We start from the raw sequence: 17,754 nt of genomic DNA, 5'->3' as shown, positions 1-17,754 counted from the left end.
CTCATGCTGAAACGCGCGATTTCCTTGGGCTTGATCACCACCACCTTCCTCCTCGCTGCCTGCAGCGACGGCGGCTCGAACACGACCGGCTCCGGCGCCGGCGGCAGCGGCGCAGCGGGCGGCACCGGGGGCACGGGCGGCGTGGGCGGCACCGGCGGCGCCGGCGGCATGGGCGGCGATGCCGGCATGGGCGGCTCCGGCGGCGCGGGCGGCGTGGTCGAGGTCGATCCGCTCGTCGGCATCGGGACCGTCGAGGAGGTGCAGGGCAACTTCATGTTCACGGAGGGGCCGCAATGGAACCCCGCGACGAAGACCCTGCTCTTCACCGACATCCCCGCCAATCGCATCTACGAGCACACGCCGGGCGGCGACATCACGGTTTACCGCGAGCCCAGCGCCAACACGAATGGCCTCGCCATCGATCAGAATGGCCTCCTCGTCTCCTGCGAGCACAGCGGGCGGCGCGTCTCGCGGGAGCTCGCGAATGGCACGCTCGCCTCCATCGCCGACACGTACGAGGGCAAGAAGCTGAACAGCCCGAACGACGTGATCGTGCATTCGAACGGCACGGTGTACTTCACCGATCCGCCGTACGGCCTCGCCGATCCGGGCCTCAGTGAGCTCGGCTTCTACGGCGTCTTCCGCGTCTCGCCCAGCGGCGAGCTCTCGCTCGTCGCCGACGACATGGAGCGACCGAACGGCATCGCGCTCTCGCCCGACGAGAAGACGCTTTACGTCCCCGATACCAACACCGGCGAGCTTCGCGCCTGGCCGGTGAACGCCGACGGGACGCTCGGGACCGGGACCAAGCTCTTCACCACGGGCCCGAACCCCGACGGAATGGCCGTGGACGAAAAGGGCAACCTCTTCATCTCCACGAAGAACGGCATCGAGGTGTACAGCCCGGCGGGCAAGCTTTACGGCGCCATTGCCGTCCCCCAGCAGCCCGCGAACTGCGCGTTCGGCGGCGAGGACAAGAAGACGCTCTACATCACGGCGCGGACCGCTCTTTATCGCGTGACCCTGCAGGGCGCCGGCATCTACTGATTCCGCGTCACATCCGACCCGCCGCCCAGATCGCCACCGCCACGCCCATCACGCTCTCGCCGGCGACGAACCCCGAGGCCGTCGCCGTCGTGTAGAGCTCGTCCTTCTTCGGGAACTTACAGGCCAGAATCGCGGCGAGCGCGGCGCCGAGGAAAAGCGTGTAGCTCGTCGACGCGGGCAAAATGAACGCGAGCCCCATTCCGAGGGGCGACGGCACCCAGGCCGCGAGGCGTTTCGGCCCGAGCTCGCTCGCGAGCGTGCAGACCACGGCGAATCCCGCCGCGATCGCCATGGCCAGCGGCGCGGGCTCTGGCAGACCGGCAAACCCTCGCGTCAAGATCTCCGCCGTCCCTTTGAACATCTGCACGCCCGGCGCGGGGTATTTCGTGCCGAGCAGCTCCAGGGGAAATGCCTTCGCGAAGACCAGCGCCGTCGCGAGCCCGCCCGTCACGATCCCGAAGAGCTGCGCGAGGAGCTGTTTTTGCGGCGAAGCGCCGAGGAGCCGGCCCGTCTTCAGGTCCTGCATCATGTCGCCGCAGCTATTGGCCCCCGCGTTCGTGAGACCCGCCGCCATCAGGCTGGACTGCGCATGACCGCCCGTGATCACGGCGAAGAGGAGCTGCGTCACCATGGCCATCGGGCCGATCGGATTCACGTCCGTCTCGCCCATCGTCCGCGTCCCCACGAGCGCGAGCGCGCCCGCGAGCACGATCGCCAGGAATGTCGTGGCCGGGTGCATGCCGAACACGAGCCATTGCACCCCGATCGCCAGGATCAAGGCGGCCGCGAGGCCCCAGGCGAACCAGCGCCGCGGCACCTCCACGTCCTCGCGGAGCACCTCGCCCGTCGTCTTCGCGCCCATCGCCCCGCCGATCGACCGGAACGCCGTCGCGATCGATCCCCCTTTGAGCGCAAACGACACGAGCCCGCCCACCACGAGCATCGACACGCCCGGCCAAACCAGAAAACCCACGGCGTCGCCGTACAGCGTCGGCACGTTCGGCGTGGGCGTCACGATGCCGCGCCCGAGGGCCCAGGGGACGATGCCGGTCCAGCAGAGCGTCGCGCCGACGGCCATCCACGCCGTCGTTCGCAGCCCGACGAGCGCGCCCGAGCCGAGCGTCATGAGCGACACGTCGATCCCCAGCGTGAGCCGCGCGAGCCCCATTCCGCCGAGGCTCGCGAAGGCGAACGGCACCGAATCCGGGACGAACCCGAAGCCGCCGCGCGCGAGGCCGAGCAGGGCGCCCATCGCGGTCGCGGCGAGCAAGGCGACGGCCTTCTGCGTCCCGCCTTCGCCCTCGCCGTGCAGCGCGAGGGTCGTCTGGGCTGCGGCGATGCCTGACGGGAATTTCAGGTTTTCGCGGTTGATCATTTGCCGCTTCAGCGGGATCGCGAACAGCACCCCGAGCAGCGCGGCGGAGACGAGCCACGTGGTGACCTCGAGGATCGAGAGCCGCCGGCCCGTGACGATCATGAGCGCCGGCACGGCCGACACCATGCCTGCGCCGGCCATCGCGGCCGCGGCCGAGGCGGCCGTCTGCATGGTGTTGTTCTCCAGCACCGTGAACGCGGGGCCGGACGTGACGGCGCGAAAGAGCCGGAAGAGGAGCCACGCCGAGAGCGCCGCGGTGATCGAGGCGCCGTACGTGATGCCGATCGTGAGCCCGGTGTACAGGTTCGCGGCGGAGAGGACCGAGCCGATCACGCAGCCGCACACGACGGCGCGCAGCGTGAATTGTGGCTCGAGAGGCCTGTAGACCTGCGCATACCAGAGGTCGTCCGAGACCCGCGCGTGCACGTCCGCAGGCTCTTCGCCGTGCGGTTCGTTCGTGACGTCAGCGGGCAGGCTCGACATGGCAAGCATCGTCCCAGCGAGAGAGGGGCGAGGTCAAGGCGAGCAGGGATCCGTCCAATTTACAACCCTTTCGGATGTGATTTTCCCTGCGGACGTTCTAAGCTCTCGGACATGCTTGAAAATCGTTCGACTTCTTTGGCTTCGGTTTTTCTGGTCCTCGCCCTCGCCGCGTGCGGGGGACAAACCTCGGGCGGCGCCGGGGGCGAGGGCGGCGCCGGCGGGAGCGGGGCCAGCGGCGGCAGCGGCGGCAGCGGCGGCACCGGCGGCACGGGCGGCGCGGGCGGCTCTGGCGGGAGCGGCGGCACCGGCGGGAGCGGCGGTAGCAATGCGGCCTGCGACGCCGGCGGGTCGTCGACGTTGCCCGGCGTCTCCATCGAGTTCACCACGACCGATTGCACGTATACCCTCGCCGAGGCGGCCGCCGGTATCACCATCAATTACAACATCAAGGTGGACGCCGACCTCCCGAGCGTTTACCCCATGCCGCAGGACAACGGCTGCGGCAAGCCTGGGCCGAGTGGCCTCATTCCCTTCGAGGTGCTCTCCGGCAACAACAACAAGTATTGCCTTTGCGACGTGGGCATCTGCCCGTTCCCGGACGGTACGCCGAACGTCGTCCTCGCGGGCACCTACCCGAGCACGTTCTCGTGGGATGGGGTCAACTGGACCGGGCCGTCTGATTTCAACAACCCGAAAGGCCAGCCCTTCCCGCCCGGCGATTACACGCTCGAGGTGAACGCCATCGGCGAGTATGACGAGGCCGGCGCAAAGAAACCCTTCACGGTCGAAGGGACGTTCCTCCTGCACCTCGTGCCCTGAGCCGAAAGATCGCGTCGGCCGGGAACTTCCGGCCGCGTCCGCGCTCGGAGCGGGCATGTCGTTCCGAAGGCTCGCCCCCGCCCTCCTCCTCACCCTCGCGGCTTGCGCCAAGTCCCCTCCGGGCCCCGAAGCCGCCTCCCCCGCGGCGCCCCACGCGGCGCCAAAATCCCTCGCCAAGACCTCGCCGCCGCCCGTCGACGAGCCGCTCGCGCCTCCCGTCGTCCAGACCGACACGCCTGCGCCCGTCGCCGCCGCGCCCGTCCCCGACGAGCCGCTCGAGGCGCCCGTCGATACACGTCACGGCGGCGATGCGCTCAGCGCGAGGGGATCGATGTGGGGGGGGGACAAGAAAGAGGCCGGCGGCCTCGGTTTGTCGGGGATCGGCGAAGGCGGCGGCGGGCGCGGGGAGGGCATTGGCCTCGGCACGGTCGGCACGATTGGACGCGGGGCCGGCGTGGGCTCGGGCGCGGGGTTCGGATCGGGCCATGGAAGGCTCGGCGGCTCGCATCACGTGCCGTCCGGCGTGCGCGTGGGGCCGGGCGGCCTCGGCGCGTCCGCGCAATCGCAGGGCGGCGTGCGCACGGGCGAATGGGACGACAACGCGAACTTCCGCGAATTCGCCCGCTGGCTCGGCAAGGAGCGCGCCCCGGGCACAGCGACGCTCGACCTCTCGGCGCGCCGCTTCCTCGTCGTGCGGGACAACGCGGGCAAACCCGTCCCGAGCTGCCCCATCGAGGTGCGTGATTCCGCGGGCACGACGCTTTCGCTCCGCACGACCGCGAATGGCCGCGCCCTTCTGTTTCCGCGGGCCGAGGGCCTGAAAGGACCGGACCTCGTGGCCACGGCGCGTTGCCAGGGCGAATCCGTCGCGAAGACGACCACGGTCTCCGCGGGTGACGGCGTCGTCGACCTCGTCCTCTCGGGCGCGCGTATCTTGCCGGAGGCGCAAACGATCGACGTCGCCTTCGTCCTCGACACGACCGGCTCGATGTCCGAGGAGATCAACGCCTTGCGCGATACGCTCGAAAAGGTGGCCGGCGCGCTCTCCAAGATGAACGTCCGCCCGCGCGTGGGCCTCGTCGAATATCGCGACCGCGGCGACGAATACGTGACCCGCATGCACCAGATGACCACCGACGTCGCCGGCCTCCAGGCGCGGATCGCCACGATTTCCGCGGGCGGCGGCGGCGACACGCCCGAGCACGTGAACGAGGCGCTGCGTGTCGCCGTGCGGAACCTGCGTTTCCGGCCTGAATCGCTCGCGCGCCTGGTCTTTTTGATCGGCGACGCGCCCCCGCACCTCGATTACGCGCAGGACGAGGGGTATGCCGGCGCGATGAAGGAGGCGAGCCACGCGGGCGTGCAGGTCCATGCGATCGCGGCCTCGGGCATGGACAACCTCGGGCAGGTGGTCTTCCGGCAGATCGCGCAATACACGGGCGGCACGCACATGTTCGTGCTGCGCGGCGGGGCCGGACCGGAATCGGTGGGCGGCGGGGATCCACGATCGAGCTGCGGCGGCACGCATACCGATTACACGAGCGGGAACCTGGACGCGCTCATCCTGGGAAAGGTGCGAGGGGCGATTGCGGCGCGGGATGCCGATCCGATGCGGATCGCGGGGCTGCATCAGGATGAGAAGGACCGACCGTGTGATCAGCGGATCGTGATGGCGCAGTGATCCAATCGCGTGGGCGCGGCGACACGTAGCTTGACACACCGATCCAGAAGCGAGACAACACGCTCGCGATGCAGGCTCGAACCCTCTCTTTCTCGACACTCGGGTTGATCGCGGGTTGCGGCTGCACGCCCGCCGCCGTCGGTTCGTCCGAGCCCGGGCCGACGGTGGGCGCGACGTCGACGCGCCCGACCTCTGCATGGGTGAAGGATTCGCCGTTCGCGGGGGAAGCTCCGCCCGAGGGCGCCGTCGATTCCGTCGTGCTCCCGGATGGAACGTTCGTGGTGGCGCAGTCGTATGCTTCCGAGGCCGAGCCGTTCGTCCTGCTCACCGGGAAGAAGGGCGCCTTGTCGAAGAGCAAAGCGCCCTGGACCTGCGCGGGCGGGCCGGCGGAGATCGACGTGAGCGGGACGTCGTTATGGGGGCATTGCATGGGCCTCGAGGCGGCGCCGCGTATCCATTTCTGGCACAGCGCCGACCTCGGGAAGACCTGGACGCCCGTCGGGGTGCTCGACGGCGCCGTCGCGCTCGGTTCGTACGCGCTGGCCGGCGATACGTTGTTCGTCACCGGCAAATTCGCGGGCCAAACCGCGCGGCTGCACGTTTTTTCGCGCGAAAGCACCGGCAAATTCTCGCGTCGCAGCGCCAAGGAGACCCTCGGCTGGCCCGACGACATGCAGACGGCCGTCGCGGCGGCGCCCGACGGCCGCACGATCGCGCTGCTCGGCCTCGCCAAGTCCGGCGAGGTGTGGATCGCGGCATCGACCGATGGCGGTTCCACGTTGCGTTCGCTCTGGAGAGGGGCCCCGACGGCGACATCGCCCATGTTCGGCGCCTCGATCGAAGATGAGGTCCTCACGTTCCTGGTGCAACAAGACAGCGGCCCGAGCGGCGTCGGAAAGATCGCGCTCGCCGAGGGAAAGACGCCGAACGTCTCGGTGTCGCATTTCCCCTCCGAGGCGGAAGACGCCTGCGTGTATGGATCCCACGTCGCCGTGCAGTTGAAGGGTGGCACCTGGGCGATGTCGAGCGACGCCGGTGCGTCCTTCGTGAACGTTCCGGCGCCGCGGGCCGAGGAGCTTGCTGCCTTGGAATGCTCCGCGAGCGGGGCGCGGTATGGGTCGCAGGTGCTCGCGTGGTGAGCCGCCTGCGCAGCTCGCGCTAGTTGCGCAAATTGCGCGATCTGCGCAAACTGCTGCCCGCCACCTGAGCGGCGCTACGGCCGCTCGGGGGAGGCGCGCCGGGTTGGTCCGGCGCGTGCAAGCTGGGGCGAACCCGTGGACCATGGACGCCTGAGCGCTGGCTGGTTGGTCGCGGCGACGGCCGCGCACGCGGCGTTGCTCGGCGCGGGATCCCTGCGCGACGAGACCGGCGCCGTCATGCGGGCCATGCGCGAGGCGATCCGGGCAGAACTCGTCGTTCCGTTCGAGGTCCCGATCGAGGCGCCACGACCGCCGCCGCCCGAACCGCCGCCGCCCGAGCCGCCCGAGGAGCCGCCGCCTCCGCCCCAACCCGTGGCGAACCACGCGCCGCGGCCTCCCCAAAACGATCCGCCCGAGGCCCCGCCGACAGAGGCCCCGCCGACGGAGGCCCCCACCCCGATGGAGGCGCCGCCGGTGCTCACGCAGGAGGAAGGTCCGCCGGATCCTTCGGCCGTCACGTTCGTGACCGGCGACGGGTATGGGACCGGGCTCGTCTCCGCGCTCGGCGCCGGGTTTCGTCCGGTGCGCCATACGGGCCTGGGCGGCGGCCCGCCGCCCCGCCGTCCCCCGGCGCCGCCGCCCGATTTGTCGCGACCGGCGTCGCTTTACGGCGACCGCGCGTGGGACTGCGATTTCCCGCCCGAAGCAGAAGCAGCGGGGATCCGGAATGCGCTGGTGGTGCTGCAGATCGTCGTGCGCGCCGACGGCCGCGCGCAGAAGGTCGACGTGGTGTCCGATCCGGGGCACGGCTTCGGGGCCCAGGCCAGGTATTGCGCGGCGCGGCACCATTATCGGCCGGCACTGGACCGGGCAGGGCAGCCGACCCAGGCGTCACTCGGTCCGGTCCGGATCCGGTTCGTTCGCTGAGGAGCCGGGATCCGCTGTAGACATGTTGGCCCCGCGCAGGGTACGATGCGACGAGGGGTCTATTATGAACGGAAGCGGAAATGCGAATGCAGGCGTGCGACAACGGTCGAACGCCATCATCGGTGCGGTCCGGAAGGGCGACATCATGATCAAGCACCGCCACGGCATGGCGCCCGTGGGGGTCGGCATCAAGATCGGTCAGCTCTTCAGCCGCGGGAACTCGGACCTGATCCACGCCGGGGTCGCGAGCTCGCCCACGACCATCGTCGAGATGGACGGCCACGGGCTCCAGGAAAACAACCTGCTCACCACGAACTCCGCATTCACGTACGACGTGTTCCGATGCCGCGACGAGAACCTCGCCGCCGGAGCCGGCGAGACGGCGATCATGATGCGCGAGGGCATGGCAGCCGGCGGATTCAACATCCAGTACACCGTGGGAGGCGCGTTCGGGTCACTGCTTCCCGGCAACGCGGCCGCCTCGTCGAACCGGATCAACGGGACGCTCGACCAGCTCCTCGCCGGCAACGCGCAGTCATTCTTCTGCTCGGGGCACGTGGTCTATTGCTACCTGGCGGCGATGGAGCAGATGCAGTTCACGCAGCAGCGGATGCGCGAGCATTTCAGCCTGGAAGCCGTCGACTACAATCCGTCTTTTCTCCAGCAGCATTTGGCCCGGAATCGGCATTTCGCCTTCATCGGCAGGGTGAGGGGCGCGCGGCTCATCTGAGCGTCGCGCCGGGGTTTCACCCCGGACCCGAGCAGGGGCTATCCGCCCCTGCACCCGGACCAGCGCAAGCGCTGGACCCAGGGCGACAGCGCGCGATGCGCGCTGTCGACAGGGAAGACGTCGCGACCTGGAACGACCGCGCTGCTGTCTCGGCTGGCAAAGCCTCGCGTCGAGCGCTCTTGTGCCGCCGGACACGTATCGCCTAGGATGCGCCCCGCCCATGGCCCACTCCCTGGCCACCACCGACAACGAGTTCGATGCCGCGAAGGATTTGGCAACCTTCGGCGTCCTCGTCTTCGTCCTTCGTTACGAGGACCTCTGCGCGGCGGACTCCGTGGCTTTGCCTCCGCTCACGCACGACGGCGCCGGATTCGAAATCGGGCGAGCCTCCGAGGTCCGGCCGCCTGCAATGGAGGGAAAAACCTTTCTCTTGCCCGACCGCTTCGTATCGCGCGTGCATGCCCGCGTGGTTCATCGTGACGGCAAGAGCTTCCTGGAGGACGCCGGGAGCAAGTTCGGCACGTTCGTCCGCGGCGAGCGCATTCAGGGGCCCGTCCCCCTCGCCGACGGCGACGTCGTGGAGATGGGACAATCGCTCTTCGTGTATCGGCTGATCGACGAGCCGACGGCCGTTCGTATGATCACCCGTCGCGCGGGGTTCACGTTTGGTCCGACGCGTACGCTTTGCCCCGAGCTCATGAGCATCGCGTTCGATCTCGATCGGCTTGCGCGCTCCGACCAGCCCATCCTTTTGCTCGCCGAGACCGGCGCTGGCAAGGAGGTCGCGGCGCGGTACGTGCACGACAAGAGTGGCCGCGCGGGACCTTTCGTGGCCGTCGATTGCGGCGCCATTCCCGAGCACCTCGTGGAGGGGGAGCTGTTCGGTCATCGCCGCGGCGCGTTCAGCGGCGCGCACGAGGAGCGCAAGGGCCGCATTCGCAGCGCGGAGGGGGGCACGGTGTTCCTCGATGAAATCGGCAATCTGCCCGCGACCGCGCAGGCGAGTTTGCTCCGTGCCATCCAGGAGAACGAGGTGACGCCCGTGGGCGCCGACCGGGGGCAGAAGGTGGACGTGCGGTGGATCGCCGCGACGAACGTGGACGTGTTCTCCGAGAGAAGCGGCTTTCGCGCGGATCTGCGGGAGCGGCTCGCCGGATACGTGGCCATGTTGCCGCCGCTGCGAAAGCGCCGCGAGGATCTCGGTTTTCTGGTCGCGCACCTGCTCGGGCGGCGCGGCGTCGAGCGCGCGTCGATCACGCGGCCGGCGGCGCGCGCGCTCTTTTTGGGGGACCTGCCGGGCAACGTGCGCGAGATCGAGCGTACCCTCGGGACCGCGTGCCTGCTCATGGGGGACGGGCCGATCGACCTCCCGCACCTGAGCGCCCTTCGAGCACGCGCGGCGAGCGAGAAGGAGGAGAGGACCTCGGAGCCGCCGGGGGCCGAGGCGACGGACGAGGGGCGGCGCTACAAGACCCGCCCGCCGCGGGAGACGGTCGAGGCGGCGCTCTTCCGGGCGAAAGGATCCCAGGTGGAGGCCGCGCGTCTACTCGGGGTGCACGAGCGGCAGCTCACGCGGTGGATGGATGCGTACGGGATACCCCGGTCACGGAAGGGCAGTTCCGGCGGGTGACGCGCCGTCCCGCGGGGGCGGGATGGTTCCCCGGAAGGACACCGGGCCTCGCGTGAAGGAAACAGTCGCTCGCGCGAAGGGAACAGTCGCTCGCGCGAAGGGAACAGTCGCTCGCGCGAAGGGAACAGTCGCTCGCGCGAAGGGAACAGTCGCTCGCGCGAAGGGAACAGTCGCTCGCGCGAAGGGAACAGTCGCTCGCACGAAGGGAACAGTCGCTCGCGCGAAGGAAACAGTCGCTCGCGCGAAGGGAACAGTCGCTCGCGCGAAGGGAACAGTCGCTCGCGCGATGGACAAGACGACTCGCGTCGACGGCACGGTGGCTCCCCGTTCTGCCACGTAGAGTGTCCGGACAATTCCGGACAATTCCGGACAATTCCGGACAATTTTTCCCCGCGCCGCCGCGTCTCGCCTGGCCCCCGAGCCGCGCTCGACGCTTTTCCGCCGTGATTTGCCGCGTCTGCAGTCGCCGCTGATCTTGGCATTCCGCGTGCACTCGTTCGGGCTGACCCGACGCTTGCATCTCAACGGCGTCGAGGGAGGAATCCTCATGAATACGGCTCTGATCGTGAAGGACACGCTGCCCCGGAAGAACTTCTCCGCCATCGCCCAGCTCGGCCTCAAGGCCTTGAACCTCGCGCTCGTGCATGCCGCCGCACTCGATCCGCGGCTGCCGCCGGGTTTGGTCGAGGACGTCCTCGCCGACGTGGAGAAGCTCGGCGATGTCGTTCCCAGCGCGAAGCAGGCGCGGAGCGAGTCGGTCGCCGCGACGAGCGCGCAAAACGTCGCGCTCGCAGAGGGGCACACGCGTGTGCGTCAGGTGCGCGCCGCCGTCCGCCGCGCCATGGCGCCCGCCGACGTGAAGCGCGGATATGGGGTCGGACGGAAGTTGAAAACGCGTGTCGTATCTGACGTGAAAGCCGCCATCCAGCAGATCCTCGACCGCGCCAAGGAAAAGCCGGCCGAGGCCGAGTCCCTCGGCATCGTGAAGAAGGACCTCGACGGCCTGGCGCTTTCGCTCACTGCGATCACGGATGCCGATGCGAAGCAGGAGCAGAGGCGCGCGAGCGCTCCGCTCACGACGCAGGAGCGGAACCGGATCGGCAATCGAATCCTCGCCGCGGTCGCGCGGATCGAAGGCGCCGGGCGGCTGGAGTTCGCGAACGATCCCGTGAAGCGCGCGAGCTTCGAGGCGCTCGGCGCAGGGCCGAGGATCAGGCGAAATGCGGGCGCTGGGAGCGCGGCGACGGAGGCGGCGGCGTCGGGGTGAGGATCTCGTAGATCCGATCACTGCCTCACGCCCGACGGGGGCGCACACACATCGGCGACCTCCGGATCCCGCGGCTTGGCCACGCGATCCCGATCCACACAGCCCTGGTCCCACCTCGGGGCTGCCACATCCCAAGGCGAGCCACCGGGGATGGAGAGCAGCGCTTCGATATCCGCCTCCGTCGGCCATTCGCCCTTTTCGAGGGCCAATTGCGGGACTTGCTTGGCCTTCGTCTGGACATTGCTGAGCTCCAGCGCTGCGACCACACCCCCGGTGCTCCAGTTCGACTCGAGGGTGAGGATCGCCAGGACGTGGTAGACCGGCTGCACTTCCGGGAACACGTAATCACGCTCGCGGTAGGCAAGGTACCCGGCGCGGAGCAGCGCCGCATAGATCATCTCCAGCATGCAAGGCGCCCGCGGGTCCTCCCGGAAAGGTGGCTCGTGTGGTCCCCCGGCGACAATCACGACCGTGGGGCAATCCTCGTAGCGTGGCACCTTTCGTAGCCGGGGCGTCTCGGCTCGCGAGCCACCTCCACAGGCGGCATGCACGAGGGCGACGAGAAACAGCGCCTGGAAGCGAGATGTCTTCATCGATGCGCCCTCGGATCGAGGATCCATCACAAAGGGACCCCCGGTTCATGTCAAGCACGCGCCGCCCGCCGAACGGCCGCGATCGATCGCCACGCCCGCCGACGGATCCACGCCTCCCCGCCAAGCCCGGACGTCCCCCGAACCGCCTCGCCACCCGGCAAAAACCGCCCTACAGTGCAGCGCGATGGCCATCGACGCCGCCGAGCTTCGTAGGGTCCTCGGGCAGTTCGCGACCGGCGTCACGGTCGTCACCACCCGCCACGAGGGCGTGCCGCAAGGCATGACCGCGAACTCCTTCACCTCCGTCTCCCTCGACCCGCCGCTCGTCCTCTTCTGCGCCGACCGCCGCGCCCGCTCCGGCATGCTCGTCGGCACGGCCGGCTGCTTTGCCATCAACGTCCTCGCCGAGGAGCAGCGCCACCTCTCCGACCTCTTCGCCGGCAAGGGCACGGACGAGCAGAGAAGGGCCCTGCTCGACGAGATCGGGCAAGGCGCCGTCACCGGCGCGCCCATCCTGAAAGGCGCCCTCGGCTGGCTCGATTGCCGCCTCGAACGCGCGGTCGACGCCGGCGATCACGTCGTCTACTTCGGCGAGGTCCTCGCCGTCGGCGCGGGCGATCCGGCCTCCCCCTTGCTCTACTTCCGCAGCAGCTACCGCCGCCTCGACCAGCTCTGACGCCGACCCCCCGCGCGCCGTCGCGGTCGCATCCCGTTTGCCCCTGCGGCATGGCCCGGCCGCCGTCGCCGAGCGACCTCGCGGACCTGGAAAGGTGGCCGTTGAACAGCGCCGCCCGACCCTCTAAGGTACGCGCGGATCCGGCAAGGAGTGCGCATGGCCCTGGGTAACGTGGTCTTGGTGGCGACAGACCTGAGCGAGTCCGCCGATGAGGCGATCAAGCTCGGACACGAGCACGCGCAGCGGGCGGGCGGCAAGCTCGTCGTCTGTCACGTCGTGCACGAGGTGCTGCGCTCGGCGCCCCTCTTCCCGCAGGCGATCCAGGCCGACATGGAGGCCCTGATCCACGCCGAGAGCCGCGCCGCGGCCGCGGTCGAGGATCGCGTCAAGGACATCACCGGCCGCCCCAGCAGCGGCTTCGAGGTGCGCATCGAGAGCGGCGGCGCCGACGCCTCGGTCCTCCGCGTCGCCGAGGACGTCGGCGCCACGCTCGTCGTCACCGGCAGCCGCGGCCTCACGGGCATCGCGCGGCTCCTGCTCGGCAACGTCGCCGAGCGGATCGTGCGGTACGCGCATTGCCCCGTGCTCGTCGCGCGCCCGCACGCGCGGACGAACAAGATCCTCGCCGCGACCGATCTCTCCGAGCTCTCCCAGCCGGGCGTCGCGCTCGCCGGTCAGGTCGCCGCGGCGCAGGGCGGCGCGCTCACCGTGCTGCACGCGCTCGACGTCATGCCCGCGCCGGCGTTCGGCTTCACCGTGCCCTTCGGCGGCGCGCCGATCATTCCTCCGCCGGACCTCATCGAGCAGATGCGCACCGCGGCCGACGGCGTGCTCGGCGGCATGCTCGACCGGCTCGGGATCAAGGCCGAGCGACGCGTGATCGAGGGAGACGCCGCCACGGTGGTGATCCGGACCGCCGAGGAGCTCGACGCCGAGCTCGTGGTGGTCTCGACCCACGGCCGCACCGGGCTCGCGCGCGCGGCGCTCGGCAGCGTGGCCGAGAAGATCGTGCGCGGAGCCCACTGCTCCGTCCTCGTTGCGCGCTCACACTGACGTCCACGGTTGACGCAGCGCCGCGCCGGTGTCACGGAAGGACCGGCGCCGGCGCCCGCCGGCCGCGTCTGGGAGGCATCATGGCGACGGATTCATCGAACGAGAAGGCCCCGACCGAGGACTGGAGCGTGCCCATGCTCCTCGGGCTCGCGGTCGTGGTCCTCGGCGGCTTCTTCGTGTTCATCAACGCGATCTCGCCCTGAAAGAGCGGGTCTTGCCCGCTCTCCGGGGAGACCTTCACTTCAAGAAAAATCCGACCGACAGCTCCGCGTTCCAGCGGATGTCGCCGATGATCCCCACCTCGCCGGCGGCCTGCGCGAAGAACCACTTTCGCACGTGCGCCCGCGCGCCCGCGCGCCCCGAGAACGCGAAGCTCACCGCCCCGTAATCGGCCTTGTAGCCGTCGATCGAGAGCTCGGTGTCCACCCAGTGGACGCCGCCGAGCAGGTCCGCGAAGATCGCGACCTTCGTCCAGGCGTACTCGCCGCCGATCCCGAACCGCAGCTCCTTCGACGAGAGCGACTGCACCGTCACCGTGCGCTGCGTGCCGCTCACGTCGTAGATCGCCGTCGAGTCGCTGACCTTGTAGGTCGTGAACGGCACGTCGAAGCCCACCGTCATCCGGATGTGGCTCATCACGAGGCGCAGGTCGTAGCGGAGCCCGAGCACCGTCGTGTTGTCGAAGGGCGGCTTGACGAACGGCGCGACGAGCCCGCCGCCGCCGATCCCCTCGGCCGAGCCTTCCTCGAACTTGAAGGACGTCTTCGAGTAGGACCGCTGTCCTGCGAGGAAGCCCATCGTGAACTCGAAATGGTCGCCCCTGGCCCAGCCGTCGTCCTCGGAGTCGTCCTCGTACGAGGGGGGCGGGGGCGGCGTGGGGCGCTCCGGTACCTCGAGCGGCCTCTGGGGCGGGGGCGGCGGGCTCGGGGGCGGCGCGGCCACCTCCAGCGGGTCGGCCTTCTTCTCGCTCGGGGGCAGCGGCTCCGGTGAGGAGTCCTGCGCGCGCGCGAGGGCGGGCGCGGCGAGGCCGACGAGGGCAAAGGTGGCGAAGGACAGGGCGAACGTAGAAGATCGGCGCATGCGGAGCGGTTCCTTCCAGGGCGCATCGTAGCCGAGTTTTCGAAGACGAAACACCATCGAGGGAGAGCTGCTACCAAAGTCGCATTGACTCGGTCGCGCGGGTGCTCGATCATCGAGGGTCCGCTACCGACAACGGGAGGGACCCTCGATGACCCAGCAAGACCCATGGACGCGGCTCGCGGACGAGGCGCTGGCAGGACAGGGCGCGCTCGAAGCGGAGCGACGGTTCCACGACCTGCTCGAACGCCTCCCGGCCGCGGCCTATACGTGTGATTCCGAGGGGCTCATCACGTTTTTCAATCGGCCCGCCGAAAAGGTCTGGGGGCGCGCCCCGAGGCTCCGCCACGAGCAGGATCGTTTTTGCGGCTCGTTCCGCCTGTTCACCCCCGAAGGAACGCCCATCCCCCACGACGAGTGCTGGATGGCCCGGGCGCTCAAGACCGGCGAGCCACACAACGGCTTCGAGATCGTCATCGAGCAGCCGTCCGGCGCGCACGTCGTCGCGCTGGCGCACGCCAATCCGCTGCGGGATCGTCAGGGCCATTTGATCGGCGCCGTCAATGTCCTGGTCGACATCACCGATCGAAAACGCGCCGAAGAGGAGCGGCGCGAGCTCGAGGCCCGGGTGTTCCACGCGCAGAAGCTCGAGAGCCTCGGCGTCCTCGCGGGCGGCGTCGCCCACGATTTCAACAACCTGCTCACGGTCGTCACCGCGCAGGCGACCCTCGCCCTCGCCGAGGTCTCCCACCCCTCGCCGCTCTCGGCGATGCTCCAGGAGATCATCATCGCCTCCGAGCGCGCCGCCGATCTGGCCAGGCAAATGCTCGCTTATTCCGGCCGGGGCACGTTCGTGAGCCAGCACGTGCGGCTCGACGTCGTCGTCCGCGAAATGGCCGTCCTCCTCCGGACCATCGTCTCCAAGGGCGCGACGCTGGAGCTCGATTTGTCACGGGCGTGCGTCGACGGAGACGCGACCCATTTGCGGCAGGTCGTGATGAACCTGATCACGAATGCCTCGGACGCGCTCGCGGGAAAACCCGGCGTCATCCGGCTCCGCACCGGCGTGCAGAGTCTATCGACGCCCAGGCAATCGGCCTGTATGGCCGATCCCATTCCGCCCGGCGATTATGCCGTCGTCGAAGTCGAGGATTCGGGCGAGGGGATGAGCGAATGCGTCCTCGCCCGGATCTTCGATCCGTTTTTCACGACGAAGGTCGGCGGCCGGGGCCTCGGCCTCGCCGCCGTGCTCGGCATCGTCCGCGCCCATCGTGGCCTCGTCGACGTGACGAGCCGGCCGGGGCAAGGGACGCGGTTCACGTTGCTCCTGCCGAGTGCGGTCGAGCACGCATCCGTGATGCCCCGCGCGGCGGACGAACCTTCGTCCTGCGGCGATTGCTCGCACGGGACGATCCTCGTCGTCGACGACGAGGACGCCGTGCGCCGCGTCGCGCAGCGCGTGCTCGAGCGCGCCGGCTACCGCGTCCTCGTCGCCGTGGGCGGCCGCGAGGCGCAGCGGATCTTCCGCGAGCATCGCCACGAGATCAGCGCCGTCATCGCCGACCTGTCGATGGGCGAGATCGGCGGGGTCGAGCTCATCCGTTCGCTCCGCGCGATCGAGCCCTCGGTGCCCGCGCTCATCATGAGCGGCTACAGCAGCGAGGACTCGACCGTGATCTCGGGGCTCGGCGTGCCGTTCCTCCCGAAGCCGTTCACCGCGAACATGCTCGTGGCCAGCGTGCGCGAGGTGCTCGCGGAGCGAGGCACGAGCGCCGATTTTTCGGCGGCGTGACGGTCACGCTCACCCCTTCCGAACAGGCACCCTCGCGCGCGCCTTCGCCGCGGCCTCGCGTTGCGCGACGACCGCCGCCGACTCTTCCACGCGGTACGTCGCCGGCGCGCGCAGGTACGTGACGGCCTCGGGCAAGGTCGCGCGCGCCGCGATCGATCGATCCCGCCCGAGCGACGGCGCCTCCGGCCGCTCGAGCGCGCGGCCTTGCCGCACCCGCGGACGCGAGAGCGGCGCGAGCGTCGCCGCCCCGAGATCCTGCGGCGAGCGCATCCGCTCCGCCATCAGGTGCACGACATCCGCGACGAGCCTGCCCGCGCCGTCCGTGTACCTGACGACCATCTTCCGGCCCGGCCGCGGCGCCGCCTCGTCGCCGAGATCCGCGGGCGGCACGGCCCACGCGCCGCCTTGCTCGAGCGCCACGAGCTCGCACCGCATCGGCAGCGCGCGCGCCTCCGCGTCGTCGAGCCCCCGCGCAATCCAGCCGCCTGCGCGCCGACCGCGCCGCTTGGCCTCGATCATCATCGCCTCCTCGTCGTCGCCCGCGCCGAGGTCGGCCAGATCGTCGGTGTCGAGCGCGCCCCAGCCGTCGACCGTGGTCGTCTCCAGCGAAGGCCCCGCCGGCCCGAGCACGAGCCCGGGGCTCGCGCGGAAGGGCACGCCGAGCGCCATCGCCGCGATCACGTTCGTCGTCGCGCTCGCCCCGCCCACGTACGCCGCGCGCGCGACCAGCATCGACGCCTCGGACCCGTGCGCGTGCGCGCTCGACCCGTCGATCACCGGATCACCCGCGGCCGCCTGGTGCAGCCGCGCCGTGCGCGTGGCGATGGCCGTCGCGCGCCGCGCGGCTGCGCGGAGGAGCGAGGCGAGCAGCGATGCTTCGAGGAACGGCCCTTCCACCGTGGCGATCGGCGCGCCGGGGAAGGCGATCGTGCCGTCGGGGACGGCATCGAGATCGATCGCGGGCACGAGGTGGGCGAGCCTCTGCGCGAGCGCGTCGGAGAAGCCGACGAGGCTCTGGGCGGCGGCGACGGCGGCGGGGTCGACGAGCGGCCGACCGAAGAGCTCGAGCGAGCTTTCCAGCCCGGAGATCACGAGGAAGCCCGTGTGGGGCGGCGCGGCGCGGAACGAGAGCTCGAAGCTCGCGCGGCGATCGGCGAGCTTGGCGGCGAGCAGGCGATCGGCATCGAGCAGCGCGCGGCCATCGAGGAGCAGGGGGCTATGGTGCTGCATCCCTCCACAAGGCAGCGCTCGCCTGCTCTTGTCAACCGTGCCAGCCTGGTTCTTCCCTCCGTGCGACGCCCTACGTCGCTCCACGGCGGACCTGAAAGGCTGCAATCCTCATGCCTTTCACATCTGAAACGATCACCCGGGCGAGCACGTGCAAGGCGACGAAAATTCGTCACCATGGGGTTGGCCCATAGGTTGCTCTATCTACGGGCAGAGCGCCTGCTCCGGTCCCCCCCCC

The 17,754-nt window shown here is 69.8% G+C and carries 16 protein-coding genes; 12 read left to right on the top strand and 4 right to left on the bottom strand.

Annotated features, from left to right (window positions below):
• Positions 1-3: 3 nt before the first annotated feature.
• A complete protein-coding gene (locus QHF84_RS11165) occupies positions 4-1,047 on the top strand; it encodes an SMP-30/gluconolactonase/LRE family protein (RefSeq protein WP_281313219.1) in 1,044 nt (347 codons plus the stop codon).
• Between the two features lie 7 nt (positions 1,048-1,054).
• Here the strand turns inward: QHF84_RS11165 and QHF84_RS11160 are convergent, their stop codons facing one another.
• Positions 1,055-2,905 carry an OPT family oligopeptide transporter gene (locus tag QHF84_RS11160; protein WP_281313218.1) on the bottom strand — a complete coding sequence of 617 codons (1,851 nt, stop codon included), beginning with the start codon at positions 2,903-2,905 and terminating at the stop codon, positions 1,055-1,057.
• 111 nt (positions 2,906-3,016) lie between these two features.
• Here QHF84_RS11160 and QHF84_RS11155 point away from each other — a divergent pair, with 111 nt between their 5' ends.
• From QHF84_RS11155 to QHF84_RS11125, 7 genes are all read left to right on the top strand, one after another.
• Positions 3,017-3,724 (top strand): hypothetical protein, encoded by a 708-nt coding sequence (locus tag QHF84_RS11155; protein ID WP_281313217.1) that lies wholly within the window; start codon positions 3,017-3,019, stop codon positions 3,722-3,724.
• A 55-nt stretch (positions 3,725-3,779) separates the two neighbouring features.
• Positions 3,780-5,405 carry a vWA domain-containing protein gene (locus QHF84_RS11150; protein WP_281313216.1) on the top strand — a complete coding sequence of 542 codons (1,626 nt, stop codon included), beginning with the start codon at positions 3,780-3,782 and terminating at the stop codon, positions 5,403-5,405.
• A gap of 68 nt (positions 5,406-5,473) precedes the next feature.
• Complete coding sequence (locus QHF84_RS11145; RefSeq protein ID WP_281313215.1) at positions 5,474-6,544, top strand: hypothetical protein; 1,071 nt, start codon at positions 5,474-5,476, stop codon at positions 6,542-6,544.
• 135 nt (positions 6,545-6,679) lie between these two features.
• Positions 6,680-7,471, top strand: coding sequence for an energy transducer TonB (locus tag QHF84_RS11140; RefSeq protein WP_281313214.1), 792 nt, complete (start codon positions 6,680-6,682; stop codon positions 7,469-7,471).
• A 94-nt stretch (positions 7,472-7,565) separates the two neighbouring features.
• Positions 7,566-8,201, top strand: coding sequence for a hypothetical protein (locus QHF84_RS11135; protein ID WP_281313213.1), 636 nt, complete (start codon positions 7,566-7,568; stop codon positions 8,199-8,201).
• 220 nt (positions 8,202-8,421) lie between these two features.
• Complete coding sequence (locus tag QHF84_RS11130) at positions 8,422-9,831, top strand: sigma 54-interacting transcriptional regulator (RefSeq protein ID WP_281313212.1); 1,410 nt, start codon at positions 8,422-8,424, stop codon at positions 9,829-9,831.
• Between the two features lie 547 nt (positions 9,832-10,378).
• Positions 10,379-11,098 (top strand): hypothetical protein, encoded by a 720-nt coding sequence (locus tag QHF84_RS11125; protein ID WP_281313211.1) that lies wholly within the window; start codon positions 10,379-10,381, stop codon positions 11,096-11,098.
• A gap of 17 nt (positions 11,099-11,115) precedes the next feature.
• On the opposite strand, the gene QHF84_RS11120 is transcribed toward QHF84_RS11125, so the two are convergent.
• Positions 11,116-11,691 (bottom strand): hypothetical protein, encoded by a 576-nt coding sequence (locus tag QHF84_RS11120; RefSeq protein WP_281313210.1) that lies wholly within the window; start codon positions 11,689-11,691, stop codon positions 11,116-11,118.
• Between the two features lie 184 nt (positions 11,692-11,875).
• On the opposite strand from QHF84_RS11120, the gene QHF84_RS11115 reads away from it, so the two are divergent.
• The 3 genes from QHF84_RS11115 to QHF84_RS11105 all read left to right on the top strand — a co-directional run bounded on the left by QHF84_RS11115 (position 11,876) and on the right by QHF84_RS11105 (position 13,623).
• Positions 11,876-12,367, top strand: coding sequence for a flavin reductase family protein (locus QHF84_RS11115; protein ID WP_281313209.1), 492 nt, complete (start codon positions 11,876-11,878; stop codon positions 12,365-12,367).
• 156 nt (positions 12,368-12,523) lie between these two features.
• Entirely contained in the window at positions 12,524-13,420 is an 897-nt protein-coding gene (locus tag QHF84_RS11110) for a universal stress protein (RefSeq protein ID WP_281313208.1), read from the top strand.
• 80 nt (positions 13,421-13,500) lie between these two features.
• A complete protein-coding gene (locus QHF84_RS11105; RefSeq protein WP_271929603.1) occupies positions 13,501-13,623 on the top strand; it encodes a hypothetical protein in 123 nt (40 codons plus the stop codon).
• Between the two features lie 34 nt (positions 13,624-13,657).
• Here the strand turns inward: QHF84_RS11105 and QHF84_RS11100 are convergent, their stop codons facing one another.
• Positions 13,658-14,500, bottom strand: a complete 843-nt coding sequence (locus tag QHF84_RS11100) for a hypothetical protein (RefSeq protein ID WP_281313207.1) — start codon at positions 14,498-14,500, stop codon at positions 13,658-13,660.
• A gap of 148 nt (positions 14,501-14,648) precedes the next feature.
• On the opposite strand from QHF84_RS11100, the gene QHF84_RS11095 reads away from it, so the two are divergent.
• Positions 14,649-16,289, top strand: coding sequence for an ATP-binding protein (locus QHF84_RS11095; RefSeq protein WP_281313206.1), 1,641 nt, complete (start codon positions 14,649-14,651; stop codon positions 16,287-16,289).
• 9 nt (positions 16,290-16,298) lie between these two features.
• Here the strand turns inward: QHF84_RS11095 and QHF84_RS11090 are convergent, their stop codons facing one another.
• Positions 16,299-17,519 carry a hypothetical protein gene (locus tag QHF84_RS11090; protein WP_281313205.1) on the bottom strand — a complete coding sequence of 407 codons (1,221 nt, stop codon included), beginning with the start codon at positions 17,517-17,519 and terminating at the stop codon, positions 16,299-16,301.
• Positions 17,520-17,754: the final 235 nt, after the last annotated feature.

Origin of the sequence: Polyangium sp. y55x31, assembly GCF_029946505.1 — a bacterium.
Classification (GTDB): Bacteria; Myxococcota_A; Polyangia; order Polyangiales; family Polyangiaceae; genus Polyangium.
This window is presented reverse-complemented; position numbering and strand designations above follow the sequence as displayed.

Excerpts from the sequence above, each read along its gene's own strand:
- QHF84_RS11165 (WP_281313219.1), top strand. The coding sequence starts at position 4 with ATGCTGAAACGCGCGATTTCCTTGGGCTTGATCACCACCACCTTCCTC.
- QHF84_RS11160 (WP_281313218.1), bottom strand. The coding sequence starts at position 2,905 with ATGTCGAGCCTGCCCGCTGACGTCACGAACGAACCGCACGGCGAAGAG.
- QHF84_RS11155 (WP_281313217.1), top strand. The coding sequence starts at position 3,017 with ATGCTTGAAAATCGTTCGACTTCTTTGGCTTCGGTTTTTCTGGTCCTC.
- QHF84_RS11150 (WP_281313216.1), top strand. The coding sequence starts at position 3,780 with ATGTCGTTCCGAAGGCTCGCCCCCGCCCTCCTCCTCACCCTCGCGGCT.
- QHF84_RS11145 (WP_281313215.1), top strand. The coding sequence starts at position 5,474 with ATGCAGGCTCGAACCCTCTCTTTCTCGACACTCGGGTTGATCGCGGGT.
- QHF84_RS11130 (WP_281313212.1), top strand. The coding sequence starts at position 8,422 with ATGGCCCACTCCCTGGCCACCACCGACAACGAGTTCGATGCCGCGAAG.
- QHF84_RS11125 (WP_281313211.1), top strand. The coding sequence starts at position 10,379 with ATGAATACGGCTCTGATCGTGAAGGACACGCTGCCCCGGAAGAACTTC.
- QHF84_RS11120 (WP_281313210.1), bottom strand. The coding sequence starts at position 11,691 with ATGAAGACATCTCGCTTCCAGGCGCTGTTTCTCGTCGCCCTCGTGCAT.
- QHF84_RS11115 (WP_281313209.1), top strand. The coding sequence starts at position 11,876 with ATGGCCATCGACGCCGCCGAGCTTCGTAGGGTCCTCGGGCAGTTCGCG.
- QHF84_RS11110 (WP_281313208.1), top strand. The coding sequence starts at position 12,524 with ATGGCCCTGGGTAACGTGGTCTTGGTGGCGACAGACCTGAGCGAGTCC.
- QHF84_RS11105 (WP_271929603.1), top strand. The coding sequence starts at position 13,501 with ATGGCGACGGATTCATCGAACGAGAAGGCCCCGACCGAGGACTGGAGC.
- QHF84_RS11100 (WP_281313207.1), bottom strand. The coding sequence starts at position 14,500 with ATGCGCCGATCTTCTACGTTCGCCCTGTCCTTCGCCACCTTTGCCCTC.
- QHF84_RS11095 (WP_281313206.1), top strand. The coding sequence starts at position 14,649 with ATGACCCAGCAAGACCCATGGACGCGGCTCGCGGACGAGGCGCTGGCA.
- QHF84_RS11090 (WP_281313205.1), bottom strand. The coding sequence starts at position 17,519 with ATGCAGCACCATAGCCCCCTGCTCCTCGATGGCCGCGCGCTGCTCGAT.